Here is a 25,462-nt window from a genome sequence, read left to right as displayed (position 1 = left end):
CTGCCCCATCGCGTCGTCATCTCAGCTCAGCCACAATCCGCTTCCTTATCGGCTGCGCCGTGACCGCGCTCTTCTGCCTGCTGCTGGTTGAGAATCCGCTCCCGCTGGAGATCACCGAGGCGAAGCTCTACGACCTCCGTTTCCATCTGCGCGGCCCGGTGAAGGCGCCGGATCAGGTGGTGATAGCGGTCATCGACGAGAAAAGCCTGGCGAGGCTGGGGCGCTGGCCCTGGAGCCGCGAGGTGATGGCTGGGCTGGTGGACAAGCTGGCGCGGGCCGAGGCGGCGGTGATCGCCTTCGACGTGATCTTTCCCGAAAGCGACGAGGACGACCGGATCCTCTCCCGTGCCATAGCCGACGCCGGCAACGTCGTTCTTCCCATCGTCTTCGACTTCGAGACCGCCTCCAAGGGGCGCGCCAACCCGGACCTGGAGCCGTCGGCGCTTACGTCAATCTTCCAACCCGAGCTGTACCGGAACTTCCCCCCCATAACCTCGGGCGGGGTACCGATCCTGCCGGTGAAGCCGCTTCGGGATAGCGCCATGTCGCTGGCGCACATCAGCATGCTGCCCGATTACTTCGACGGGACGCTGCGCTGGGAGGCCCTTGTGGTCGCCTACGACGGCCTCCTCTACCCGTCCCTGGGGCTCAAGAGCGCCGCCTTCTTCAAGGGGGTCTCCGCCGAGAAGCTGCAGGTGCACGCCGCCAGCTCCATCGCGGTCGGCAACACGGTGATCCCCACCGACCGCTGGGGGCGCATGCCGATCAACTACTACGGGCCGGGGCGGACGCTGCGCCACATTTCCATCGCCGACATCGTCGACGGCAAAGTGGGCGCGAAAGAGTTCGGCAACCGGATCGTCTTCATCGGCGCCTCCGCCGTCGGCATGCTGGATCTAAGGGTGACCCCATTCACGGCGGTTATGCCCGGGGTGGAGAAACAGGCGACCATCGCCGCTTCCATCCTGGAGAACCGGTTCCTGGTGAAAGCGACAAAGGGGGAGGACCTTCTCTTCCTGCTCCTGACGGGGTCGGTCATGGCGCTGCTCTTGAGCCGCCTGCGCCTTTTGTGGGGGGCGGTGGCGGTAGCGGCGGGCGGTGCGGCCATCGCGGCCGCCGGGATCGTCCTATTCAGCCGCTTCGGGGTGTGGGTGAACCTCGCCTGCCCGATGGGGAACGTCCTTTGCCTCTTCATGTCGGTGACCGCCTGGAACTACACGGTCGAGGAGCGCCGCGCCCGCAGGATACGCGCCATGTTCTCAAGCTACGTCACCACGACCATCGTCAACGAGCTGATCGACAACCCGGCGCTGGCGAGGCTCGGCGGCGAGAAGCGCGAGATAAGCATCCTCTTCTCCGACGTGAGGGGGTTCACCACCTTTTCCGAGCAGCACGCGCCGGAGGAAGTGGTCGCCCTGTTGAACGAGTACCTGGGGGAGATGACCGACGTCATCCTCAAGTGGGGGGGGACCCTCGATAAGTTCATCGGCGACGCCATCATGGTCTTTTGGAACGCCCCGCTTCCCTGCGCCGACCACGCCGAGCGAGCGGTGCGCTGCGCGCTGGAGTTGCAGGCGCGGCTCGCGGAGCTGCACGGGAAGTGGGACCGGGAGGGGAAACCGAAGCTTTCCTGCGGCATCGGCATCAACACCGGCGAGGTCATCGTCGGGAACATCGGCGCCGAGGGGAAGAAGATGGACTACACCGTCATCGGCGACGAGGTGAACCTGGCGAGCCGGGTCGAGTCGCTGACCCGCAGGTTCGACGCGGGGATCCTCATCACCGGGAAGACGGTGGAGAAGCTCAGAGGCGCCATCGAGGCTGGGACGCTCTCCGGCATCGAGTTGAGCGGCATCAGCCGGGTGATCGTCAAGGGGAAAGAGCAGCCGGTGACGCTGTACACGGCCGTTACCAATGGAACCGTTCCCGCCGTCATCGTCGAGTGCAAGGCGATGGAACCTGTGAGGCTGACGGAAAAATAAAAGCCCAACCCCAAAACCATTAGCAAGGAGAAAATCTGAGGACTTCTGAGAACTGCCTTGACGGAGAACTGTCTTAACCTTCCGTTTCGGTTCTCTCAGATTTATATTCTCAGATTTCCTCAGATGTGCTCCTTACCAACGGTTTGATTTTAGGAGGGAATAAACGTGACCAAAACATCCCTGGCCGCCGCGGCGCTCATAGCCGCATTCACCTGCGCAGCGCCGGCGCAGGCATCAACCCTCGATGAGGGGATCATCCAGTACCGCGTGGAGAACTTCGAGGAGGCGCTGGCCCTCTTGCAGAAGGCGCGCGCCGAAGAGCCTAAATCGTCGCTTGCCGCTTTCTACCTGGGCATGGCGCGCAAGCAGGGGGGGGACATACCCGGCGCCATCAAGGATCTGACCGATGCGGCGACGCTCAAGCCCCCGGTGCTCGATTCCTACCTGGAGCTGGCCGACGCCTGGCATGTGCAGGGGGATGACGAGAAGGCGCTCCAGTGGGCGAACCGCTCGGAGAGCGAGGGGGTGAACCCGGCGCGGAGCGCCTTCTTTAAGGGGATCATCCTCTCGGGGCTGGGCCAACGCGAGGAAGCGGTCGCCGCGTTCGAAAAGGCGAAGCGGCTCGACCCGTCCCTCACCCAGTCGGCGCAACTCCAGATCGCCATGGTCATGGCGGGTTCGCGCAAGCTGACCCGGGCCCGGGACGCCCTGAGGGCGGTGGTCGCCGCCGACCCCAATTCGGAGATAGCGGGGTACGCCAAGGAATACGAGCAGTCCTTTACCCGCATCCTGGATAGCTACCAGCCGCTGCACCTGACCCTGGGGCTCAACTACCTCTACGACGACAACGCCATCTCCAGCCCGTCGAACCCTGGGGCTAGGGCGCAGATCGGCAACCCGACCGGTCAGCGCGACCACGCCTTCATGGGTAACTTCCGCCTCGACTACACGCCGCTTCTGGAAAACGACTACACCTTGAGCGCCCAATACCTGGTGCAGAGCACCAAGTACGGCGATACCGACACGGCTGAAGAAAATCCCAGCACCGTCATCAACTCGCTCACCGTCAACCTGGGCCACTCCTTCGGCAATTCGATCTTCTCGGTCCCCATCAGCCTCAGTCACGTGCTCCTGAAGGAGAAGGCGTATCAGTCCCTGGCCACCGTCCGTCCCACTTGGTCCTGGCAGGCAGCGCCCCAGCATATTCTGCAGGCAGGCGCGAGCTTCACCCGCCGCGACATGCTGCAGGACCCGCTGGTGCAGGACGAGGACCGCGACGCGAACATAGGGGGCGCCTCCGCCGGATACATCTTCAGCTACGGGGAGCTGGGCGGGATGGCCGCCCTGCGCTACGACTTCAGCTACGACGACGCCAGGGGGGTGAACTGGAAGAACCGGGGGCACCGCTATTCGGCAAATGGGGTGATCCCGCTCGCCGCGGCGCTGAAGTTGAACCTCTCCGGCGAGGTCGCCACCCAGGACTACTTCAAGACCAATACCGTCTTCGATGTCCAGCGCCGGGATACCACCTGGTTCGGAACCGCCGGCCTCAGCTGGAACCTGAACAGGAACCTAGCGCTCTTGGCCCAGTACTCGCACACCAAGGCGGAATCAAACATCAAGGTGTACGACTACAGCCGCAACACCTTCAGCACGGGAATTGAGTTCAGTTTTTAGGAGACAGAGCCATGATCAGTGCCAGAAACAACTTTTCACGTCCCCAGGCCCCGGCTTCGGAACGTAACAACGATTCTTCCCATCCCGAAATCGGGGCTTGGGAGCGCAACAACACCTTCCCTTGTTCCCAGGCTCCAGCTTCCGAGCGCGAGAGCAACTGGAAGCTTCGCTTCCCTGTGCAGCGCAGGCTGGTCCTGATCTCGCTGCTGCTTCCGTTGCTGTTCCTGGGGGTCCCGGGCGCCGCACTGGCCGAGGTGGTGGGAAAACTCACCGTGGTGGAAGGTGCGGTGGACATCATGCCGGGCGGCCAGCTCCCGGCGGTAGCCGCCAAGGTTGGGGGGGCGGTGCAGAAAGGTGACTTCGTCCGCACCAAGAGCAATGCCCGGGCCGAACTCACCTTCAACGACGGGAGCGTCGTCAAGATCGCCCAGAGAAGCCGCATCGACGTCGGCGAATATTCGGCCTCCAACCGCAAGCTCGCCCTTCCCCGCGGCAAGGTGCAGGCGACGGTCGTTCCCGCGGCGGCCGGCGGCGCGGCGCGCACCTTCGAGATCCGGACCCCGAATGCCATAGCCGGTGTGCGCGGCACCTCCTTTTACGTCTATCACCAGGCCAACGTGACCGGGGTGGCGGTTCTGCAGGGGGTGGTGCACACCGCGAGCCTCTCCCAGCCCTCCAAGGGAGTCACCCTCGTGGCCGGCACCGCCACCACCGTCACCAAGCGCAGCGCGCCGACGCCGCCGCGGCCGGTTTCCGACAAGGAGATGAACAGCCACCAAAGCGACGTCAACCCGACCGGGAAGCAAGGCGGCGAGCCGCAGGGCGCGGCACCCGCCCCCGCCGGAAACGGCGATGCGGGATCGTCCGGCTCTCAAGGCGCTTCCGGCACTAGGTCAGGTTCCGATACCGGCACCACGGCCACCAGCGGCGACTCTACGGCAAGCGGCTCCACCGCGACTTCGGGCAGCTCGACCACGGCCACAGGCGGAGAAAGCGCCACTACTTCGACTACTGCCGGCAGCACCACCACTTCGAGCTCCACCGCCAGCCTCGGGACCACTACGACGTCGACCAGCACCGCCGCCGGCACCGGATTCAGTTCGAGCTTCATCGATCCTTCCTTGGCGACCACCGCGCTGAGCGCATCGCCGGCGCCGGCACCTGTCACACAGGTTACAACGACGACCACCACCTCTACTACGAACGTCGTGGTGCCGGTGACAACTGCCAGCACCCAGGCAAATGAGCAGTTCATCCAGGCTGCGACAAGCGGCTCTACTATCTCGGCTGATGGAACGGGAACGACCGGCGGCACTACCGGCGGCACTACTGGCGGCACCACCGGCGGAACCACAGGCGGCACAACCGGCGGCACACCGCCGGTTTTCAGCGGCACGCTCGCCGGCGGGCTTATGTCCCGGCTCTCGGTAATAGATCCTGCCTCCAACCTGCTCACCATCGTCAGCGACCCAAGCTTCGCCCCGGTGATCTCGGGCACGACCTCGCCCTGGGCCACCAAGAACGCTGCCATAAGCCTCACCGGCAGCTATCCGACGCTCCCTCTGCAGCAGCCTGATCACTACTGGTTCGGCCGCTTCTTCTCCGACAGCACGGCCACCCAAACCACGACCGACGGCGGCGCTTTCTTCGGCTACTTCGGAGGGAGGTCCATCGATAACGCAGCAACCGGCACAACCATCGACACCAGCCTGAGCGGGATCTACGTCGACCCGACTGGAAAGATCGGCCTGATGCAGGGGGGCGCTGCGGGTGGCACGGCGACCGGCAAGGTCAGCGGCACCGGATCGTTGACCCTGACCGAGATGACCCCGACGAGCAGCCTAGTCCCCACGTCTTTCACCGCCGACTGGTGGAACTCCAAGACGGGAACGACCATGGTCGAGCTCACCGGTCCGGTGCTGACGGGCAACATGGGCGGGAAAAACCAGGCTGAAGGCTTCCTCTTCGATGCCGCCCTCAACTACAGCGGAACCGTTGCCGACCGCGGCGACGTGCTGCAGATCGCCCACCTGGCGGCTGACCCGAGCTTCGGCATCTGGACCAGGGAATCCTTCGGTTCCTACGCGGGGAGCGGCAGCCAGCTGGTGCTGACCAGCAACGGGGAGTGGGGCACGGTGGACGCCGCCGGCATCTTCAACCTTGAGAACGCCGTCAAGGTGGTCTCCCTAGGCAACTGGCAACAAGGGGCCCTCACCGGCAAGGCCGACGGCGTATGGGGCGACCTTGCTGCCGGGAGCCTCAGGCTCCTCACCGGCACGCTCACGGGGAGCGTGAACTCAGGCGCCAATGCCACGACCTTCGGCGCCGTCACCACCGGCGTCTACATCGACGTGAACCGCTTCCTCGCCAACCCGACACTGGCCGCCGGTCTCGGCTTTCCGTCCCTGGCTGGGGCCGACAGCTTCACCTTGTCCGGGAGCAACGCCACGGGGAGCGTCAGCTTCGGCATCCTCAAGTTCTACAACAGGACTGCCAGCCCGATATCCCTCTGGGTGGCGCAGAACGTCAGCGGCAGCTTCAGCGGGTCGCTGCAGAACCAGAATTTCTCCCTCATGGACGCAGCCTCTCCCAGCGTCAGCAATGTCATGGGGAACCTCTGGGTTGCCGGTGTCAGCACCGCCGGCAATACCTGGCTTGGCAACGTCAACGCGATCGGTGAGACCGGCACCTCGTTCAGAAGCGAATTCGACGGCATAGCCGTAGGCACCGTCAGCGGCACGACCTTCAGCGGGAGCGCCGCAGGCATTGCGCACCCGGTCACCTTCTTCAACAAGATCGTCGGCGACCTCAAGCGCTACTCCGGCGGGGCGCTTACCTCCTACGGCACCGTAAACGGCGTCATGGGCGGCATGTCCCTGTGGGGCTCCACGCCGCTTCTCACCGCGGACTTCAAGGGGATCGGCTTCCTCACCCCGAGCCAGGCACTCACCAATACCGACTACATCTTCACTGCGCCCATCAGCTCCTTCGACGTTCCCTCCGGACAGGCCCTGACCGCCGACGGCGGCGCCTACCACGGGCACATGGTGGGCGGGGTCAGCACCGCGGGGGGGAGTCCCGGCAACCCCGGCATCATCGGCGTAGCCAGCGCCCTCTACATCGATCCGGCCGGCAGAGCCGGCGTGCTGCAGGGGAAATTCTCCGGTTTCCTCGACCCCTTCAGCAAGATCTGGCAAAACGATGGCGATATGTTCCCGGTAGAGCTCGAAGCGGCCCCTGCCGTGACCGCGGCCACACTCAACAGCGCCGGCAGCATCATTACGGCTACGACCAACTTTGGCGCCGGCAGCTCCTTTACCGGCAACGGGGTGACGCTAGGCGGGGGGAGCGCCGACACCTTTACCCGCAGCTTCCTGGCGAACTCTCCGCAATGGGGCATCGGGCAGTTCGGCTTTTACGCCCCCTACAGCGCGGGGCCGCCTGCCAACACACCGTGGAGCATCGACTTCGTCCTTCCCGATCCCAACCTGACCATGGTGGGGACCATGGTGGGGCAGATGTGGAACCCGGGCGCCGGGCAGATGGCTGCAGGGGTTCGGGCTGCATGGTACGAGATGGTGAACGTGAGCCCCACGGCGACGCCGAAGACCGGGATCTTCATCGGGGAGACGGTGGGGACCTTCAACCCGGTGACGCTGCAGTCCATGACCTCGGGGATGTGGCTTGAGACCAGCAAGTTCCTGTCCATGGTCGCCAGCGACCCAGGCGCGTTGAACAAGCTGAAGATACCTGCGGTGGAAGTAGGGAAGGCGGATTTCTCCGGCGGCAACAGCGAGTACAGCGTCGCGCTCCAGAACGTCCGTTTCTTCGCGCCGGTCGCCACCGGCCGTCCCCAGCTCTTCGCCACCGACAGCATTTCGGGGAGCTACGTGAGCGTCCCCACCCCTGGCTCCGCGGCGACGCTGACCCAGGTGGCCGGCTCCGGCGTCAACGCCTCCGGATTCTCCCCCACCTTCACCGTCAAGCAGTGGGATGCGACCAACAGCAAGTGGTCCGGGAGCCTCCAGTGCAACGGCAACAGCGGAGCGGTCGGCCCGCACGGCAACGTGCAGTTCACCGGGGTCGCCGCCGGCCGCAGCGACGCCGGCACGTCCACCTTCACGGGTACTGCAGCGGGTGTAGTCAAGTAAAAGGGAAGGCTGCGGAGGCATCAACTATGCTCAGGACCACGACTCGCAGAATGTTCGTTTCGCTGCATGTGTCCCTGTTTCTCATGGTCTCCGCGGCCATAATCCTCACGGTCAACTATCAGCAGCGTGCCCAGGCGCTGGTGGAGGCCCAGGAAAAGGCGAGGCTGATCCTGGACCGTAACCTCGCCATCCACAGCTATTTTTCCAATCAGCTGAAACCGCAGCTTTTTCACCTGACCGACAAATATCGCCCCAAGGAATACTTCGACCCGGTGTGGATGTCTTCCACCTACGCGGTGCGCGAGATCGACCTTTACAACAAGGCCTTCTCCAAGAGCGACATCTATTACAAGGAGTGTGCGATCAATGCCCGCAGCCCCCGCAACGAAGCAGATCCGGTGGAACGGGCTTTCCTGGAGGAGATCAGGAAAGACGCTGGCCTTTCCGTGAAGTCCTTTGTCCGGCAAATCGACGGGAAGCCCTTCTTCGTGGTGATGCGTCGCGGCGAGAGCATGGAAAAGAGCTGCCTGCTCTGCCACAGCACCGCGGCCGCGGCGCCTGCCGACATGGTGGCGAGGTACGGCCCCGAGCGCAGCTTCAGCCGTCAGGACGGCGAACTGGTCTCCGCCATATCGATACGCATCCCGCTGCAGGAGGCGTACGCCAACGCCAACAAGCTCTCCTTCGAACTCTGCCTGCTGCTCTTAGCCATCCTCGGGGTGTCGTCTGCGGCGCAGTTCCTGGCCATGAACCGCATGCTGCTGAACCCGCTCACTGACCTGCGAGACCGGACCGACGCCATACTGCGCGACGAAAGCAAGCTGGGGCAGGATATCCCCCAGTTGTCGAGGGCGGAGGAACTGAAAGAGCTCACGGCAACCTTCAACGACCTCTCCCGTCATCTGCGCAGGGAGAAGGACAGGCTGGTGGAGCAGGTGCGGGAAAGGACTGCGGAGCTGGAGTCGGCCAACAAGGCGCTGGAGGAAGACGTACGGGTACGCGAGCAGATACAGCTCGAACTGGCGGCCAAGGTGGCGCAGCTTCAAGAGGCCCTCGCCAAGGTGCGGACCCTGGAAGGGATTCTCCCCATCTGCTCCTACTGCAAGAAGATACGCACCGACGAGGAGAGCTGGCAGCAGTTGGAGCACTACATAATCGAGCATTCCGATGCGCACTTCAGCCACGGCATCTGCCCGTCCTGCTTCAAAGAGGTCAAGGAGGGGTTCAAGAAACGGTAAGGGGACAGGCTACTTTTTGTAAAAAAGTTACCTGTCCCCCTTTTCGCTTGCCGGCAGCGTCCCAATAAGTTCCTATTGACCATGTGATACGAATGGTCGTATAAAGCCCATCTCAATACAAAAAAAAGCCGGGAATACAACCCGAATGGAGGAACACAATATGAAGATGGTGGCATTCAACGGAAGCCCTAACCGGGAAGGAAACACCTATCACGCCATCAAGCTCGTCGCCGCCGAGCTGGAAAAGGAAGGGATAGAGACCGAGATCGTCCATGTCGGCAACAAGACCATCCGCGGCTGCATCGCCTGCATGCAGTGCGCGAAGCACCAGAACGAGCAGTGCGCGCTGAAGGACGACGAAGTGAACGAGTGGGTGCAGAAGATGAAGAGCGCAGACGCCATCATCCTCGGTTCTCCGGTGCACTACGCCGGGATCGGCGGGACCCTGAAGTCGTTTCTCGACCGCGCCTTCTTCGTCGGCGGTGTCAACGGCGGCCTGTTCCGGCACAAAGTAGCCGCCTCCGTCGTGGCGGTGCGTCGTTCAGGCGGGGTGACCACCACCGACCAGTTGAACCACTTCATCAACTACTCCGAGATGCTGGTGGCGACCTCCAACTATTGGAACGTGATCCACGGCAGGGCTCCCGGCGAAGTGCTCCAGGACGGAGAAGGGATGCAGATCATGCGCGTCTTGGGCAAGAACATGGCGTGGATGATGAAACTGGTGCAGCACGGCAAAGAAGCCGTCCCGGCACCGGAGAAAGAGGATAAGGTCTACACCCACTTCATCCGGTAAAACCGACCCAAGGGCATCGCACGCGGATGACGCGGATAAAATCCGATAAACCGCGGATAAAGCCGAGATTAATCCGCCGTTATCCGCGTCATCCGCGTCATCCGTGTGCGATGCCTTGTTGTTCAGCCAGCTCCTTCAGCCCTTTCAGATCCAGCTTCCCCGTCCCCAGCATCGGGAGGCTTTCCACTTCCAGGTAACAATCCCGCGCCGGCTTCCACAGGTTCGGCAGCTCGCTCTCCGAAAGAATCCGCTGCAGCGTCCCGGCGTCGGTGGCCCCTCTGGTATAAACCACCACCAGCTTTTCCCCCTTCTTCTCGTCCGGGACGGCGGTCACCGCCACCACGCCGCTTTGCCCCAGGCACGTGTGCAGTTCGTCCTCGATTGCCCCGTGCGGCACCATCTCACCGCCGATCTTGCTGAACCGGGACATACGGTCCGTGATCCTGATGAAACCGTCCTCGTCCATCACGCCGATGTCGCCGGTCAGGTACCAGCCGTCCCGCAGCACCTCCGCGCTCTTGTCGGCGCGCCCGAGATACCCCGACATCACGTTCGGCCCCTTGACCAGGATCATCCCCGGCGCTCCCGGCTCCAATACGGCCCCGCTCTCCGGATCCACCACCTTGATGGCGACGCCCGGAATCGGATGCCCCACGCTCCCCTCTTTCGAGCCATGCTGCCTGACCCCGTCGATCTCCACGTCAGGCAGGCTCAGGGTGATAACCGGCGAAAGCTCGGTTGCCCCGTATCCCTCCATGGGGGGCACGCCGAACTTCTCCTCGAAGGCATCGGCGACCTTAACCTTCAGCTTCTCGGCCCCGGTAATCACCAGCCTCAGGGTGGCGAAATCCTCGACTTTCGCGCGACGCAGATAGGCGAGCAGGAAAGTGGGCGTGGCGAGGAGCAGCGTTGATTTGTGCTCGCGCGCGACCGCGGCGATCTTCTCCCCTTCCATGGGGTTGGGGTGATAGGCGGCGGAAAAGCCCGAGACCAGCGGGAACCAGAGCGTCCCGGTGAATCCCAAAGAATGGAAGAAGGGGAGGGCGGAGCAGACGTTGTCGTTCAGGTCGACCCGGAACACCATGCGCAGCGCCTCGATGTTGGACATGATGTTGTGGTGGCTGAGCATCACCCCCTTCGGTTCGCCGGTGCTGCCGGACGAGAAGATGACGGTCGCGGCCCGGTCCGGATGGAATTCGCCGCTGCGGCAGATGAAGCGGACGGGGAAGAGACGCGCCTTCAGGACGGCCGTCAGCTTGTCCCAACCGGAGATGGCGGGGGCAAGGTCCTCCAGGTAAATCATTCCGGAAAGCCGTGGCAGCGCGGGGAGCTTCTCCAGGAACGCGCGCGAGGTTATCACCGTGCTGATGCCGCACTGCTCTATCGCGGAACGAAAGGATGATTCCGTCGCGGTGTAGTTGAGGTTCACCGGGACCCTCCCCAATAGGGAGACTGCCAGGTTTGCCAGCGCCCCACCCGCCGAAGGGGGGAGCAGAATACCTACATGCTCCGCGGTGTCCAACTCCCGCTCCACTTTCCCCGCCAGCGCAACAGCCCCTGCGAGTGTCCGGCCATAGCTAAGGTTCTTGCCTGAGCTGTCCGCGACGGCGTTGCGGTTCCACTGTTGCCGCGCGGTGCGGATGAAGTACTCCGGCAACGGGCGGCGCTGCTCCTTCTTCGATTCGAAGTAGTCGCAGGAGAGTTCCGCCACCTTTTGGCGCACCTCGATCGCGCGGCTTTTGGCCGGCATCGGGGTCCCGAAGAGGATGGTGACCGGGTAGGGGGCAAGCGCCGGCAGACGGGAGAGAAGCCGGCCGTGCGCGTAGGAGAGGATGCTCCCCCAGGCGCCGCCGATGTAGACTGGGACGATAGGGTGGCCGCTGTCTTTCACGATGCGCTCGAAGCCGCCGCGGAACTCGCCCAGCATCCCGTTGCGGGTGAGCGCGCCCTCGGCGAAGATGCAGACCATGTACCCTTCGTCGAGTGCCGCGCGGGCGCTTTTGATGAATTGCAGCATCTCCCTCTTGCCGTCCGTGGAGGAGACCGGGATCACCCCCATGAGCCGGAACAGGGCGTTCAAGACCGGCGTGTTGTAGATGCTCCGCTCCATGACGAAGCGGATGCGGCGCTGGTTGGTGGCCGTCAGGAGGAGGGCGTCCGCCCAGGTCACGTGGTTGGGGATGAGGAGCGCCGGCCCTTCCACCGGGAGGTTCTCTCTGCCGATGATCCTGATCCGGTAAAAGATGCGCATGGTCACAAGTGCTATGAAGCGCAGCAGGAAGTCCGGGAGCGCCCGGAAGGAAAGGGCGGTGAGGAGCAGGGTCATGGCGCCGACGATGCTGAACCCTTGCGCCGCGCTCATACCCAGCGGGCTGCTGAAAAGCCAGGTGAGCCCGGAGGCTGCCAGTATCCCCACCCAATTGATGAAGCTGGAGGCGGCGAGCACCTCCCCCCGATTGGAATCGTCGGCACGAAGCTGGATGAAGGTCTGCAACGGCAGGCTGAATACCCCCGCCGAAACGCCGAAACCGACGATGATGACGAGGCTCGCGGCGAGGTTGCCCGGGACGGCGTGCAGCAGCACCGGCGCCAGGGTGAGGCCGGTAGCCCCCAGCGGCACGATGCCGAACTCGACGTCCCTTCCCGAGAGCTTCGCGGCGAGAAGCGAGCCCAAGCCGATGCCGAAGGCCGCGGCAAGGAAGAGGTAGCCGCTCTGCGCCTCGCTGAGCCCGAGCTCTTCCATCCCGTAGCCGATCAGGTTCAGCTGGGCGAAGGCCCCGATGAACATGAACCAGGCGAGCCCGATGACCGCCAGCATGAGGTGGCGGTCGCGGCGCATTTCGTTCACCGTCTTAAGTATGCGGGTGGGGAGGAGGGCAACCGGGCGGGAAGCGTCGCAGTGGACCGTATGTCCCATCAACCTTGCAGAGCCAACCCCGGTGAGTGCCACCGCGAGGCAGGCGCAGGCCGCCAGCCAAAAGCGCCCACCTGCCGCCTGGGTGAGTGCCGAGGCGAGCGCTGTGCCGACGATGATGGCCAGGAAGGTGAAAGATTCGATCAGCCCGTTGGCGCGGGAGAGCCCTTCCTTGGGGACCAGTTCCGGAATGATCCCGTACTTGGCCGGAGCGAAGAGCGCGCTGTGGCAACCCATCAGGAAGACAACCAGGTAGAGGAGAGGCTCAAGGCGCAGGGCGAAGGCGATGACTGCCAGAAGCGTCGCCGCCGCCTCGAACAGTTTCACCCCGAAGATGAGCCTCGACTTCGCCAGTTTGTCGGCGAGGCTACCGGCCGGGGCCGACAGGATCAGGAAAGGGAGCACGAAAGCCGCGCCCACTCCTGCCGTTATCGCACCGGCTTCGGCCGCGTCCCGCGTGCCGATCAGGAAGAAGATGATCAAAAGCTTCAGTATGTTGTCGTTCAAGGCCCCGAGGAACTGGGTCGCGTTGAGCCAGGCAAGCGGGTTGGAGCGTGAGTTCGCTGTCATGTCATACCTCGTTGGGTTGCTGCAAAGCAGGGTTTTCTACCGGCTGCCGTCCATTCTCCCTCTCCCTCTGGGAGTGTCGGGGTGAGGGAACGGACTCCCGCGTTAACTTTGCCGGCTATCATCGCGGGTCATCTTTGCTGTTCATCCACTGCACGTTGTTGAAGACCAAATCCGGCACCCCCAGCGCTTCTTTCAGTGCCACGTCCCGGTCCCACACGTTGTCAATGCTGGCAATCTCCACCATGCGCCGAAACGGCAGCACGTGGGGGTAAGCGAAAGGGGTGACGAGCGGCGTCCTCAAAAGCGGCATGTCCGTTCCGTACAAGAGGCGGCCGTGCAGCTCGGTCTGCTTGAGGATCCGCTGCAGATGGCCCAGGCGGTTTATCTGGGTAAGGGCCGAGATATCCGCGTAGAGGTTGGGGAATTGCCGGCACAGGCGCAGGAAGCGCTCATGGTTGGCCTCCCCGTGGCTTTTCCCGCTGCTGGCGGTATGTGCGGCGATCACCCTGACGCCGAGAGTGAGCGGCAGCCTCAGGCGCTCCGGGTCCCCCAGCTGTTCCTTCGCGCTGGTGAAAGAGCTTTCTTTCCCGGTGTGGGTGAGAAGCGGCAGTCCCAGTTGCTTCAGCTTCAGGTAGAACGGGATCAGCCTTTCGTCCGCCGGGTCGATGTGCTGGATGGCGGGGAGCCATTTCAGCAGCACCGCACCGGATAGGGCGGCCTGTTCCAGCCGCTCGATGGCGTCGACGCGCAGCGGGTTGATGCTGGCGCCGAAGAGGAGGTTCGGGTACTTGGCCGTTTCCTTCGCCACGAACTCGTTGGGGATGAACATCTCCGTGCGCGACCTGTCGAGGTTCCCGCTTGCGTCCACCACGCCGTCCATGGCGAGGATGACCGCGGATGCCACCCGCTCCGATTGCGCCAGGCGCTCCGAAGTCCGGCGCATCACCAAGCCGTCCCCCTCCCGCTTCAGCTCCTGCTCCGTAACGCCGAAAGCGCGGAGGTAGAACCGGTACTTCCAACTTCCCATCAAGGCAGGCGACACGAAGCAGCCGCTCTCTCCCGCCCCGATCCCCGCCGTGTGGCAGTGGATGTCGATGATGTTCTTTCTCGTGTCGTTCGGCATTTTGGCCGCCTTTCCATCTCGTTATCTGCACTCACTATTACAGGGACTATGCCAATAGATGCTTTTATTACTCTGACAGTGTAACTCCCTGTTTTACAGCAATGAGTGTCATAGTCTACTTAGCCGCTCCCAAAACCTCATTGACATTCAATGTACATAGCCAGTACATTCACTGCATGAAATCCTCAAAAGCTACAGACAAAGAGTGGACCTTTTTAGAGACAGTGGCGCGCGCCGCATTTGCCAATCCATTTGGCGAAACAAGGGATGATCTCGATCTCGCCATAAGCGGAGCCGCACCTGATTCGTCGGCCGACGAGATCCTGCATGCGGTAGTGACACGTATCGAGGCCCAATTGCAGAGCCTGCGCGACAGGGGAGTAGCCGACCTGCGCAACCTGGACGGACAACGGCGCGAGGTCATGCGCAGGGTTTGCCTCTTCCACGTCTTCCACCGCTACCTGGAACATTTCGACGAGCTGATAAAGACCCAACTGAAGGAGGGGGACAAGCAGTGCCGCGTCCCCTTCGCCCGGCACGTCCTTGGGGAACTGACCGCTTTCGGCATAGGCGACCAGGATGCGGTGCGCGTCTTCGCCGTATTCTACCAGTTGCGCCGCGCCTTTTACTTCATCAAGAACGGGCTGGTGGGCACTTCCCCCTCGATGAAGACCTTGCGCCGGCATCTCTGGGACTGCGTCTTCACCCACGACATAAGGTGGTTCGAGGCGGGCCTCTGGGACAAGATGGAGGAATTCTCCATACTGCTTTTAGGGGAAACCGGCACCGGCAAGGGGGCCGCGGCCGCCGCCATCGGGCGCTCCGGGTTCATTCCCTTCGACGTCGCCAGAAACGCTTTCACCGAGAGCTTTACCCGCAACTTCGTCTCCATAAACCTGTCGCAGTACTCCGAAGGTGTGCTGGAATCCGAACTCTTCGGGCACAAGAAGGGCTCCTTCACCGGCGCCGTCGACAACCACGAAGGGCTCTTCAGCCGCTGCGCCCCGCATGGCGTCATCTTCCTGGACGAGATAGGCGACGTGAGTGTCCCGGTGCAGATAAAACTGCTGCAGGTGCTGCAGGAGCGGATCTTCTTCCCTGTGGGGAGCCACGAGGCCAGGCGCTTCAGCGGGCGCATCGTTGCCGCGACCAACCGTTCGCTGGACGAGATGCTCGAAAGCGGAAAGTTCCGCGACGACCTCTACTATCGCCTCTGTTCCGACGTCATCACCCTGCCGCCGCTCAGAGTGAGGCTGAAAGAGGACCCGCAGGAACTGGATAACCTGCTGGGCGTTCTTCTTTCGCGTCTTGCCGGGGAGATGCCGGGGCGGGAAAAGCATCAGGTGAAAAAAATTCTGAAGCGCGACCTGGGGCCTCATTACGCGTGGCCCGGCAACGTGCGGGAGCTGGAACAGGCAATAAAGAGGATCATCCTCACCGGACACTATCAAGGAATGAAAAGAGAGGTCCCGAAGCAGGATGCCGCAGGCCGGCTTTCACAGGAGATAGCCGAAGGTTCAATGAACGCCGAGGAATTGCTCTCCGCCTACTGCTTGTCCCTTTATGCCGGCTTCGGCACCTATGAAGAGGTAGCCCGCAGGACCCGCCTGGACCGGCGCACCGTCAAGAAGTACGTGGAGATGGGGAGAAACGGGATGTGAATCAAGACTGAATCCCATTGACAAAGAGCGCAGCATAGGCAATAACATGCCTTTATTTGATTTGTTTAAGCAGTTGCCGTCTTGCTATCCGACGCATCTTTCTTTCTCGCATCATTGACTCAGCGGAGATGCCGGATAATATTTGGTGGGCTTTGGCAAGCCTAAAGCCGGCTAACAACAAAGGAGGGTGTATGTTTAAAAAAGTTGCTATTGCTGCTGTACTGTCGCTGATGGTTTCCGGTGTTGCCTATGCAGGGCTTGACGCTCTCAAGGGCCTGGGAAAAGAAGCAGGGAAGGGCGTTGCTGCCAGCGCTAAGGAAGGCGCACTCAGTGCCGTGACCAAGAAGCTCAAGAAGGTGCAGAACGAAAAGGGCCCGATCAAGTTCAAGACCGGCAAAGCCGAGATCGATCCTTCCTGCGACAAGACCATGACCGCCATCGCGGCAATCATGACCGACTACCCCGGCTTCCACGTACAGGTTGACGGCCACACCGACAACGTCGGCAAGCCCGAGGCCAACCAGAAGCTTTCCCAGGATCGCGCCGATGCCGTAGTGAAGTACCTGGTGGACAAGAAAGCCGTCGATGCCAAGCGTCTCTCCGCCAAAGGGTTCGGCGACAGCAAGCCCATCGCCGACAACAAGACCAAAGCCGGCCAGGCCAAGAACCGCCGCGTGGATTTCACCGTCACCAAGATGTAGTCAATCAAAAGGGGAGCCGCAAGGCTCCCCTTTTCAATCCCACTTGCCGATCTTTTCCCAGTCCCGTCTCCCTCTGGGAGAGGGTGCCCGAAGGTGGGTGGGAGTTCCCATGATCTATGCGATTGCCGCCGTTCTCCTCTTTGTCTGCTTTGAGATGTACCGCGAATGGAAGTTCCGCAAATACCTGCGCAACCGCAAACCCCGCCGCTCCTTCCGTGTCTGTGAGCCCGGCAGCGACCCGCAGGACCGCATCGAGTTCCATATTCCCCCTCAGTGAACCATAGCGGTGGATCGTCTAGGAAACCTTAGCCGACTTCGGCATTCACATCGCTGCGTCCAGGCGCTGATGCCCACAAGGAGACAACAATATGTCTTTCAATTTCCCTGAAAGATTTGTATTGATATCGGTAATGTTGGCAGCCACGGGTTGTTCCTGGCCGGGCATCGAAATCGGCGGTGAAAAGTATCTCCTTTCGCCAACGCCGACCAACCATACGAGCAAGACTGAATCGACACCTGGAGACATACAAAGCTTGAAATAAGGAAAGCAGACGCACATGGATATTGATCATTTCCTCCAAAGAATTGGCCTTCAATCCCTCCCGGACTCCCCCATGAAGCGCCTTCAGGCGCTGCATGCTGCGATGACCAAAACGGTCCCTTTCGAAAACGTGGCGGTTATGGAAGGAAAGAGCATCAGCCTCGAACCCGGCGATATCTTTGCCAAGGTGGTTGAGCAGGGGAGAGGCGGCTACTGCTTCGAGTTGAACGGCCTCCTCGCCCATCTGCTTGAAGACTTTGGATACAGGATCGAGCGCCTGATCGGGCGGGTATGGGCCAGCGGCGCACCGGCGCCTTTGCTGACGCATATGACGCTGCGGGTGTTCGTGGAAGATCGGCCCTACCTTTGCGATGTCGGCTTCGGGGGAGGGACGTTGAGAGAGCCGTTGCCGTGGGTCACCGGAGCGGTCGCCATACAAGGTCCTGACCGTTTCCGATTGGATGCGACCGACAACGGGGAAACCATGCTGTCCCGGCTTGTCCATGCAGAATGGAAAAATATGTACAGCCTGCTCCCTTGCCCGGTGCGTTCCCAGGACTACATCCCAGCCAATCATTACACATCGACCCACCCCAACTCGTATTTCACCCAAGGTCTGGTTGCCGCTCTGGTGACCGATAGCGGGCGGGTAACCCTGCGCGATCGACTCTTTCGCACGGTAGCCGCAGGCAGAGAGACCGAACGGGAATTAACCACGTTCGATGAAGTGGTTCAGGTCCTGGGCCAGGAATTCGGCCTGCGCGAACTCGATCTCGCCGCTTTGAAGAGCCGGCTTTCCCACCTCTTCGTTGAAGCGAGAGATTGAGCCCGTAAAGGAGAGAATCGTGTCTCTACGCAGCCTTCGCATCCTCACCGCCATTGCCGGCAAAGGCACCTTTGCAGCCGCCGCCGACCAATTGGGGCTAACCCAGTCGGCTATAAGCCTGCAGGTAAAGAAGTTAGAGGACGAATTCGGCGTGCAGCTTTTCGAGAGGACCGGCCGCAGTCCCAAGCTCAACATGAACGGCCGTTACGTTGTCGAACGGGCTTCAGAGGTCCTGCTTATCTACGATGAAATGAAAGCCCGCCTATCCCCGCTTGGCGGCGTGCAGGGGCTGCTGACGCTGGGGGCGGTCCCTACCGTGATCACGGGCTCGCTTCCCCCCGCACTCGGGCGGCTTCGAACTTGCTACCAGGACATGCAAGTCAAACTCGTTTCCGGCCTCTCCATCGAATTGGTCCGCAAAGTCGAGGAGGGCGACCTTGACGCCGCCTTGACGACAGAGCCCCCCTACGCCGTGCCGCCGCAATACGAATGGATTCCCTATGATGAAGAACCCTTCTTCGTGGTTGCCCCCAAGGAGGCCCGCATCAACGACGTCACGCTGCTGTTCGAGCGCTTTCCTTTCGTGCGTTTCGACAAGATGGCCTGGGCGGGCGCCATGGTAGATCATGAGTTGATGCTGCAAGGCATCCGTCCGCGCGAGGTTATGGAATTCGATTCGCTGGAAATGGCCCTAGCGTTGGTGGAAGAAGGGCTGGGGATAGCAGTGGTGCCGCTTAGCAAATCGCGCCTGGAGCAGGTCGCCAACCATTTCACCCTCACCCCTTTCGGCACCCCGCAGTTAAGCCGGCGCGTGGGCATGTACCAGAAGCGGCAACATCCGCGCCAGCCCTTGACCCGGGCGGTTCTGGACGAGTTGTCGCAGCAAGTAAACTTCAAGTAAAACTCAAGGCTCGCATAAGAACTATCAACTTTTTCTCAAGACAACGTCATGCTACCCTCTTTCCACAGTCCAACATGAAGAGGTACGAGTATGACCGTTATCATAAATGCACTGACGCCTGTTCTAGCGCTGATACTCTTAGGTTTTCTCATCAGGCGCACTGAGTTCATTCCCTCCTCTTTCTGGCCTTCCGCAGAAAAACTCACCTACTATCTCCTGATGCCGGCAATGTTGATTCATAGCCTCGCCGGCAAAGAGATCGGCTCCTCTCCCTGGTTGAATATACTTCTTACGGTCGGCGGCGCGATTCTCGCCAGTGTGTTGTTCGTGATGCTTGGTTGGCTCACGCGCCGGCATATGGGGGGGGCTGCCTTCACCTCGCTGTTCCAGGGCGGGGTGCGCTTCAACACCTTCGTAGCGCTGGCTCTTGCAGAAAACCTGTTCGGGAAGGAGGGGCTGTTTCTTGCCTCTCTGGGGGCGGGGTTCATGATACTGATCATCAACGTTCTGTGCGTCTCCGCCTTCTCCGTGGCAGTCGGCCACGGCGTTTTCGACCTCAAGCGGTTAGCACGCGACCTGGTGCGGAACCCGCTGATCTGGGGATGTACCTTGGGCATCGGGCTGAACGCCTCGGGGGTGAAACTGCCGGCGGCGATGGACGGTTCGCTGGTCCTTATCGGCAAGGCAGCCTTTCCCGTCGGGCTCTTGGCGGTCGGGGCCGCATACCAGCCGGGTAACCTAGCCCTGCATTGGCAGCCCCTTTTGACAAGTTGCGGGATTCAGTTCCTCTGCAAACCCGTCATCGCCTGGTGGTTAGCGGCGGCTACCGGTTTGTCCGGAGTTGCCGCCGGAGTCGCAGTACTTCTTTTCAGTGTGCCTACCGCACCATCGGCCTACATCCTTTCCAGGCAGATGGGGGGAGACCATGACAGCATGGCCGTGATAATCACCGTTCAGACCTGCCTCTCCTTTTTCACCCTTCCGCTCACGCTCTGGCTGTTACGCTGACTGCCGCGCCATTTCCCGCCGTCCGCAGCGCTGCTCTCCCCCTCCCTCGACGGGAGGGGGACTTTTATATTGAGCGGTCATTGCCCCTTGACAAGATTTCCTCATTGGGGTATTTATATCGCCGCTTGTGACTGCAACAGATATACGACAATACTAAACCTTCCGCGAGGATGGGACGGAAAGCCTATAGGGTCTCACTGAGACAGCCGGGTCGCCGAAAATATCTTTTCCGATATTAGAGGTGGCCCGGCTTTTTTTTGTTCCATGCCTCAGGCCACAGGTTGTTTCTGTGCGCTCTGAGCTAATCAAAGGAGGAAGTACGATGAAAAAATTTATAATTCTTGCAGTTTTGTTGGCATTGGTTTCCCTCGTTCCCGGCGCTGCGATGGCGGACAGCATCAAGGGGAGGTTGGGCGTGACGGGTAAGGTCGGGTTTATCGTCCCGTCCGATAACGAAGCTGAATTCGGCTTCGGAACGAACCACACCGACACCGGTTTAGTCGTGGGGGGCGGTCTTCTTTACGGCATCGACGATCACTTCGCCGCCGAGTTGGATGTGACCAACTCTTCCTTCGATTCGGAAATCGGCGACTTCGACATCACCGATATCTCCTTCGGTGGCCAGTACCGTTTCACCAACATGCGTGACAGAAGGCTCGTTCCCTATCTTGGAGCGGGCTTGGACATCATCTCTTCTGACTTCGATTCGGATTTCGGGGGAAGGCGCCATGTCGACACGACGCTGGGTGTGCATCTGAGCGGAGGTCTCGATTATTTCGTTGAGAAGCACGTCGCTCTGACCGCCGAAGCAAAGGTCGTGCTGGCGCCGGATGCAGACATCACTGACGACGGCTTTCACAGCGGTTCCTACGATCCGACCAACTTCTCCACCACCTTCGGAGTCCGGTTCTTCTTCAACTAACAGGGGACTCTCCAAGCTCCCCCTCCCGCGAGGGGAGGGGGGACTGTCAGGCAGAACCGGCCGATCGACATTCATGCAGTTGAAGCTCTGCCCAACCGGTACATAGCCTGGTTGCCCTTTGCATTCGCGGTGCGATAATCAGCCCTGTTGCATTTTCCCTGTAACGGAGGCCTCTATGAATCGCGAACAGCATGTGTGCCTGGTGTGCGGCTTCAACATGATCGGGTTCCATCCCGCCCATTGCCCTTTCTGCGGCGCCTCGGCAAAGCACTTCATAACCGCGGAAGAGTGCTCCGCGCGCTTCCATGTCTCCTCGACCGTGGTGAACGAAAAGGTGTCGAGGCTGAACTCACAGCCCGCCCTCGGCATCGAGCATGCCGCCTACCGGATAGAGACCGGCAACGGTGCGTGCTGGATCGACTGCCCGTCATGCTTCGACGCCTCGCTTACAACGGCCGAAACCATCCTCTTCACCCATCACCACTTCCTCGGCGCTTCCAATCTCTACCGCGATCGCTTCGCGGCAGAGGTGCGCATCCACCAGCTCGACTCCACCCACGACATCTGCCGCCCCTTCAGCTTCGACACCACCTTCCAAGAGAACTTCGTCCTCAAAGGTATAGAGGCCTTCCATATCGGGGGGCATACACCGGGCTTCACCTGCTACATCTTCGAGGACGTTTTCTTCATCTGCGACTACGTCTTTCTCGATGGCGACGGCTTGAAATACAACCCGTTCGGTCCAGCCGATCTCACCATCGCAGGGGGAAGAGTAATAGAAGACATCATCAGCAACCGTCAGCTCTCCACCGTCTGCGGCTACAACTACGTCATCGGCTACGACGACTGGAAGCGCAGGTTCGACGCCGGCCCAGTCTTTGGCGGATATTGAACTTGCCGATGATGACTCCCGCAGGGCAAGGAGGTATCAATGGGAAACAGTGCGCTGGCGGCAGGGTTTTGGGGCTTGGTCGGAGGGTGCTCCCTTCTCATCGGGGCCGTCATCGGCCTTTACGTCCCGACATCGAAGAGGGTCATCTCATCTGTTATGGCGCTCGGCGCCGGCGTTCTCGTCTCCTCCGTCGCCTTCGAGTTGATGGACGAAGCATTCCGCAGCGGAGGCTTCGATGCCGCCTCCATCGGACTCTCCCTCGGTGCCATTCTCTTTTACGTGGGTGACCAGATAATCGAGAAAAACGGTGGCAAACATCGGAAGCGGTCCCAAGGGCAGCAGGCAGGAGGATCCTCCATGGCAATTCTGCTGGGTGCCCTCATGGATGGCATACCCGAATCCATTGCCATCGGAGTCAGCCTACTCAAGGGGGGGACCGTTGGAGTCGTCATGGTTGTCGCCGTCTTCCTCAGCAACATCCCCGAGTCGATGTCCTCAGCTTCCGGGATGCAGAAAGCCGGGCACTCAAGGAAGTTCATACTTTTGGTCTGGACTGCGGTAGTGGCGATTTCAGCCGCCAGTTCGCTGGTGGGGTACATGCTGCTGGCCGGCGTCTCCGGAAACATCATCGGTGGCATCCAGGCATTTGCAGCAGGCGCGATTCTCACCATGCTAGCCAGCACCATGATGCCCGAAGCATTCGAAGAAGGCGGCGCCATCGTAGGCCTGATAACCACCGCCGGTTTCCTCCTCTCATTCGTGCTGAGTAAACTGCAGGGATAGATCAAATTGAACTGGAAATGAGACAGGCAAACCTGTCAAAAACCGCCATGGCGGAGAAGATGCATACCAGCCGTACTGCCCTCGACCGACTTCTTGATCCCACCAATGTCTCCGTCACCCTTCAAACCCTCGAAAGAGGGGCCCTTGCTCTCGGTAAAAACCTGAAAGTTGAACTGGCATAAGTCACCGCAGACCGGCGAATCAGCCTAAATGGAATCAAGCCCCAATTCCTTCAGCTTCTTTTGGCCGGGCTGGGTGGTCTCCGGATCCCATCCGCGATCCTGGTAATACTGGGTGAGCATGCTCTCGAACTTCTCCCGGTCGAGCACGGCTCCCTTTTTCGGTCCAACGGTGAAGGCATCCTCGAAAAAACGGTCCGGGAGACGGTCGTCTTCGCGGCGAAACCCCTCGCGGTAATTGAACAGCTTTTCCAGGGTGAAGATCCGCTCGCCCACTTTTTCGAACTCTGCCTTGTCGAATTTCCGGCCGGTTATGGCACTGAGCAGCGCTAACATCGGTTCTTCCAGCGTCGGTTCGAAGGTGGGGAAAAAGCACATGCCGGTTGAATCCATCATGGCCCGCCTGTTCTGCATGGCAATGTTGTCTCCGCTCATGTGGCAGGCCCCCCGCGACGCTGTCACGTAGGAAAGCCCCCGGGGCTGATTTGCCTGGATGTTGTGGGCAGCGAGCTCAAGCCCTTTCACCTGGATGGCAAACTTGTCGCTCCCTTTGCCGATGTGCCAGGAAAGGGCCCGCACCCCTTCGGCGGCGAGAGCCCCCACCCCCTCCTTGGCGGCAATCTTCTCGATCATCGCCAGCGTCGCATCGACACTTCCCCATTTGAGGTCGATGCCGTCGAGAAAACTCCGATTGATCAACCCACGCTCGTACGCTTCCATGAGAAAGCCGATGACGTTGCCGGTGGAGATCTGATCCAGGCCGAGATCGTCGATGGTGGTGATCGCCTTCAGCAGTCCGGGCATATCGGAAATCATCAGGTTCGAACCGAGCATCACGCCGGTTTCGTACTCGGGTCCGTCGTGGACGACCCCGCCGTGTTTACCCTTTGTCATACCGCTTTTCTTGCAGGCGAGCGGACAACAGTAACAGGCTATGTCCTTTACCCAGACATCGCGCCGGGCGGCATCGCCGCCGATCTTGTCAGACTCCGTGAAAGTCCCTTCGCGATAGTTGCGAACCGCCTCGGTACCGGCATTGCTGTTGCCGACGATGGCCCGCGCCGTCCCCTGCTCCGCCCAGGATTTGGCGAAGGCGGAACCGTTGAGGGCGCGTCTGGCGTTTTCAAGCGCGGCAAGGAACGCTTTATGAGCGGCGACAGTCGGTTGTCCCGTGCCTCGCACCGCAATGGCTTTCAGATTCTTGGAACCCATGACGCAGCCGGTACCGCCCCGGCCTGCTGCCCGCCCTGCGGTATGCAGGATGCTGGAATACGGAACGAGATTCTCCCCGGCAGGGCCGATATATACCGTTTTGAATCGCCGGTCCCCCAGTTCCGCCAGGAACGCCCGGTCGAAGGCATCGGTGCGCATCCCCTTGAACTTGGCGGCTTCGCGAATCTCCACTTTGTCGTCGTCAATCACGACATAGGAAAGCACCCGCGCCTTCCCGGTGATCACGATGCCGTCATAGCCGGCAAAGCGGACTTCGGGTCCGAAAAAGCCTCCCATGTTCGAGTAGGTGACGGTGGACGGGTGCGTGTAGTCGGATTTCAAAGGCGACGTGATAGGGGATTTGGTCACCACGCAGGTCCTGGACGAGGACGGGACCGGAAGCCCGGAAAACGGCCCCGGCATGAACATGAGCAGGTTCTCCGGAGAAAGCGGGTCGACGCCCGGCTTCTTCAGCCGGTCCCAGAGTATCTTCATGCCCAGTCCCTGCCCGCCCACGAACTTATCGAAGTCTTCGGCGGGGACGGGCACCGTTTCAATCTTCCCGGTGGAAAGGTCTATGTTCAATATCTTGCCGTGATAACCCGGTTTCCCGCTCATTTTAACCCTCCGAAGTCGGCCGTGCCGTACCAGGTTTTGGCCAGTTCAGCCGCAATTTTTTCAGGACCTAGCCCGTAAAACTTTCGGTCACGCCTGACCTCGACATACGAGAGCGCGCCGAAGGGGCACCGCTTGACGCATTGCGGGTCGCCACCGCAGAGCGTGCACATGCGCTCAGGCTTGCCCGTTGCCGGGTCGGGAGAAATTACCCCCGTCCTCTGCGCGGCGCAGGCCTTCGCACAACTCCGGCAGCCGAGGCACCGGGCGGAATCGTTGTGGATTGTGTGTGTAACGTTGTCCCGGTAGAGGGCGCGCCTGCCGGTTTTGGAGTCCGGCTCGACCGGGCACGCCTTCACGCATGGGGTATCGGCGCACATGGCGCAGACGTTGGGTACGTCCACGTCTGGATTGAAGCTGTGGACACGGATGTTCGCATAGCGAGGGTTGCCAAGTCCCGGCAGTTCCTGCCCCTTGAGCGACACGGGCCGGTTGCGCGACGAACAGGCGGCCTCACAAGTCCGGCACCCGGTGCACTTGGCGTAATCGATCAGCACCATGTTCAGGGCTGGGTCTCCCGCAAGCGCCCAGGCTACCGAATGGACCCCGAATTGTCCGAGCAGCACAAGTGCGCCACCCCCTATCCCGACCCCTTTGATAAATTCCCGGCGGGTGAGGGTTGTCCTGTCATAGCTTCCGCTTGATTCCATTTTCCCCTTGTCCATGTAAGCCTCCGTTGGAGCTTCGCTTCTTATGACCTATAGTCGGAA

General features: G+C 61.1%; 18 protein-coding genes and 1 riboswitch. Of the genes, 14 read left to right on the top strand and 4 right to left on the bottom strand.

The window, feature by feature from the left end; genetic code table 11:
* Window positions 1–59: 59 nt before the first annotated feature.
* The 5 genes from K419_RS0111710 (at window position 60) to K419_RS0111690 (ending at window position 9,844) form a co-directional block, all read left to right on the top strand.
* Window positions 60–1,982 carry a CHASE2 domain-containing protein gene (locus tag K419_RS0111710; RefSeq protein ID WP_226377689.1) on the top strand — a complete coding sequence of 641 codons (1,923 nt, stop codon included), beginning with the start codon at window positions 60–62 and terminating at the stop codon, window positions 1,980–1,982.
* A 165-nt stretch (window positions 1,983–2,147) separates the two neighbouring features.
* Window positions 2,148–3,659, top strand: coding sequence for a tetratricopeptide repeat protein (locus K419_RS0111705; protein ID WP_026841757.1), 1,512 nt, complete (start codon window positions 2,148–2,150; stop codon window positions 3,657–3,659).
* Window positions 3,660–3,670: 11 nt separating this feature from the next.
* Window positions 3,671–7,810 (top strand): FecR family protein, encoded by a 4,140-nt coding sequence (locus K419_RS0111700; RefSeq protein ID WP_026841756.1) that lies wholly within the window; start codon window positions 3,671–3,673, stop codon window positions 7,808–7,810.
* A 26-nt stretch (window positions 7,811–7,836) separates the two neighbouring features.
* Window positions 7,837–9,048 (top strand): Tll0287-like domain-containing protein, encoded by a 1,212-nt coding sequence (locus tag K419_RS0111695; RefSeq protein ID WP_026841755.1) that lies wholly within the window; start codon window positions 7,837–7,839, stop codon window positions 9,046–9,048.
* Window positions 9,049–9,208: 160 nt separating this feature from the next.
* The gene (locus tag K419_RS0111690) at window positions 9,209–9,844 is read left to right on the top strand and encodes a flavodoxin family protein (protein ID WP_012528739.1); all 636 of its coding nucleotides are present in this window, start codon (window positions 9,209–9,211) and stop codon (window positions 9,842–9,844) included.
* A gap of 97 nt (window positions 9,845–9,941) precedes the next feature.
* On the opposite strand, the gene K419_RS0111685 is transcribed toward K419_RS0111690, so the two are convergent.
* Complete coding sequence (locus tag K419_RS0111685) at window positions 9,942–13,328, bottom strand: acyl-[ACP]--phospholipid O-acyltransferase (RefSeq protein ID WP_026841754.1); 3,387 nt, start codon at window positions 13,326–13,328, stop codon at window positions 9,942–9,944.
* 118 nt (window positions 13,329–13,446) lie between these two features.
* Complete coding sequence (locus K419_RS0111680) at window positions 13,447–14,451, bottom strand: amidohydrolase family protein (protein WP_026841753.1); 1,005 nt, start codon at window positions 14,449–14,451, stop codon at window positions 13,447–13,449.
* A 176-nt stretch (window positions 14,452–14,627) separates the two neighbouring features.
* On the opposite strand from K419_RS0111680, the gene K419_RS0111675 reads away from it, so the two are divergent.
* From K419_RS0111675 to K419_RS0111635, 9 genes are all read left to right on the top strand, one after another.
* Entirely contained in the window at window positions 14,628–16,112 is a 1,485-nt protein-coding gene (locus tag K419_RS0111675) for a sigma 54-interacting transcriptional regulator (RefSeq protein ID WP_026841752.1), read from the top strand.
* Window positions 16,113–16,303: 191 nt separating this feature from the next.
* A complete protein-coding gene (locus tag K419_RS0111670) occupies window positions 16,304–16,813 on the top strand; it encodes an OmpA family protein (RefSeq protein ID WP_026841751.1) in 510 nt (169 codons plus the stop codon).
* Between the two features lie 109 nt (window positions 16,814–16,922).
* Complete coding sequence (locus K419_RS23545) at window positions 16,923–17,090, top strand: hypothetical protein (protein WP_156912205.1); 168 nt, start codon at window positions 16,923–16,925, stop codon at window positions 17,088–17,090.
* 280 nt (window positions 17,091–17,370) lie between these two features.
* Window positions 17,371–18,180 (top strand): arylamine N-acetyltransferase family protein, encoded by an 810-nt coding sequence (locus K419_RS0111660; RefSeq protein ID WP_026841750.1) that lies wholly within the window; start codon window positions 17,371–17,373, stop codon window positions 18,178–18,180.
* 19 nt (window positions 18,181–18,199) lie between these two features.
* Window positions 18,200–19,081, top strand: coding sequence for a LysR family transcriptional regulator (locus K419_RS0111655; RefSeq protein WP_026841749.1), 882 nt, complete (start codon window positions 18,200–18,202; stop codon window positions 19,079–19,081).
* Between the two features lie 90 nt (window positions 19,082–19,171).
* A complete protein-coding gene (locus K419_RS0111650) occupies window positions 19,172–20,089 on the top strand; it encodes an AEC family transporter (RefSeq protein WP_026841748.1) in 918 nt (305 codons plus the stop codon).
* Window positions 20,090–20,231: 142 nt separating this feature from the next.
* Window positions 20,232–20,308, top strand: a riboswitch (cyclic di-GMP riboswitch).
* Between the two features lie 133 nt (window positions 20,309–20,441).
* Window positions 20,442–21,011 carry a porin family protein gene (locus K419_RS0111645; protein WP_264175614.1) on the top strand — a complete coding sequence of 190 codons (570 nt, stop codon included), beginning with the start codon at window positions 20,442–20,444 and terminating at the stop codon, window positions 21,009–21,011.
* Between the two features lie 175 nt (window positions 21,012–21,186).
* Window positions 21,187–21,903: a hypothetical protein gene (locus tag K419_RS0111640; protein WP_026841746.1), complete on the top strand. Its 717-nt coding sequence runs from the start codon at window positions 21,187–21,189 to the stop codon at window positions 21,901–21,903.
* 39 nt (window positions 21,904–21,942) lie between these two features.
* Complete coding sequence (locus tag K419_RS0111635) at window positions 21,943–22,686, top strand: ZIP family metal transporter (RefSeq protein ID WP_026841745.1); 744 nt, start codon at window positions 21,943–21,945, stop codon at window positions 22,684–22,686.
* A 206-nt stretch (window positions 22,687–22,892) separates the two neighbouring features.
* Here K419_RS0111635 and K419_RS0111625 read toward each other — a convergent pair whose 3' ends face one another.
* Entirely contained in the window at window positions 22,893–24,695 is a 1,803-nt protein-coding gene (locus K419_RS0111625) for an aldehyde ferredoxin oxidoreductase family protein (RefSeq protein WP_026841744.1), read from the bottom strand.
* A complete protein-coding gene (locus K419_RS0111620) occupies window positions 24,692–25,417 on the bottom strand; it encodes a 4Fe-4S dicluster domain-containing protein (protein WP_026841743.1) in 726 nt (241 codons plus the stop codon). Before K419_RS0111620 ends, K419_RS0111625 begins: the two co-directional genes overlap by 4 nt.
* Window positions 25,418–25,462: the final 45 nt, after the last annotated feature.

The organism is Citrifermentans bremense R1 (assembly GCF_000426865.1).
Taxonomy (GTDB): domain Bacteria; phylum Desulfobacterota; class Desulfuromonadia; order Geobacterales; family Geobacteraceae; genus Geomonas; species Geomonas bremensis.
The sequence above is the reverse complement of the archived record's forward strand: the minus strand, read 5'-3'. Positions and strand labels throughout refer to the sequence as shown.

What these genes read in the sequence shown, in the direction of transcription:
- K419_RS0111675 (WP_026841752.1), top strand. Translation starts at nt 14,628, where the DNA reads ATGAAATCCTCAAAAGCTACAGACAAAGAGTGGACCTTTTTAGAGACA.
- K419_RS0111650 (WP_026841748.1), top strand. Translation starts at nt 19,172, where the DNA reads ATGACCGTTATCATAAATGCACTGACGCCTGTTCTAGCGCTGATACTC.
- K419_RS0111685 (WP_026841754.1), bottom strand. Translation starts at nt 13,328, where the DNA reads ATGACAGCGAACTCACGCTCCAACCCGCTTGCCTGGCTCAACGCGACC.
- K419_RS0111670 (WP_026841751.1), top strand. Translation starts at nt 16,304, where the DNA reads ATGTTTAAAAAAGTTGCTATTGCTGCTGTACTGTCGCTGATGGTTTCC.
- K419_RS0111695 (WP_026841755.1), top strand. Translation starts at nt 7,837, where the DNA reads ATGCTCAGGACCACGACTCGCAGAATGTTCGTTTCGCTGCATGTGTCC.
- K419_RS0111690 (WP_012528739.1), top strand. Translation starts at nt 9,209, where the DNA reads ATGAAGATGGTGGCATTCAACGGAAGCCCTAACCGGGAAGGAAACACC.
- K419_RS0111680 (WP_026841753.1), bottom strand. Translation starts at nt 14,451, where the DNA reads ATGCCGAACGACACGAGAAAGAACATCATCGACATCCACTGCCACACG.
- K419_RS0111620 (WP_026841743.1), bottom strand. Translation starts at nt 25,417, where the DNA reads ATGGACAAGGGGAAAATGGAATCAAGCGGAAGCTATGACAGGACAACC.
- K419_RS0111635 (WP_026841745.1), top strand. Translation starts at nt 21,943, where the DNA reads ATGGGAAACAGTGCGCTGGCGGCAGGGTTTTGGGGCTTGGTCGGAGGG.
- K419_RS0111625 (WP_026841744.1), bottom strand. Translation starts at nt 24,695, where the DNA reads ATGAGCGGGAAACCGGGTTATCACGGCAAGATATTGAACATAGACCTT.
- K419_RS0111700 (WP_026841756.1), top strand. Translation starts at nt 3,671, where the DNA reads ATGATCAGTGCCAGAAACAACTTTTCACGTCCCCAGGCCCCGGCTTCG.
- K419_RS23545 (WP_156912205.1), top strand. Translation starts at nt 16,923, where the DNA reads ATGATCTATGCGATTGCCGCCGTTCTCCTCTTTGTCTGCTTTGAGATG.
- K419_RS0111640 (WP_026841746.1), top strand. Translation starts at nt 21,187, where the DNA reads ATGAATCGCGAACAGCATGTGTGCCTGGTGTGCGGCTTCAACATGATC.
- K419_RS0111660 (WP_026841750.1), top strand. Translation starts at nt 17,371, where the DNA reads ATGGATATTGATCATTTCCTCCAAAGAATTGGCCTTCAATCCCTCCCG.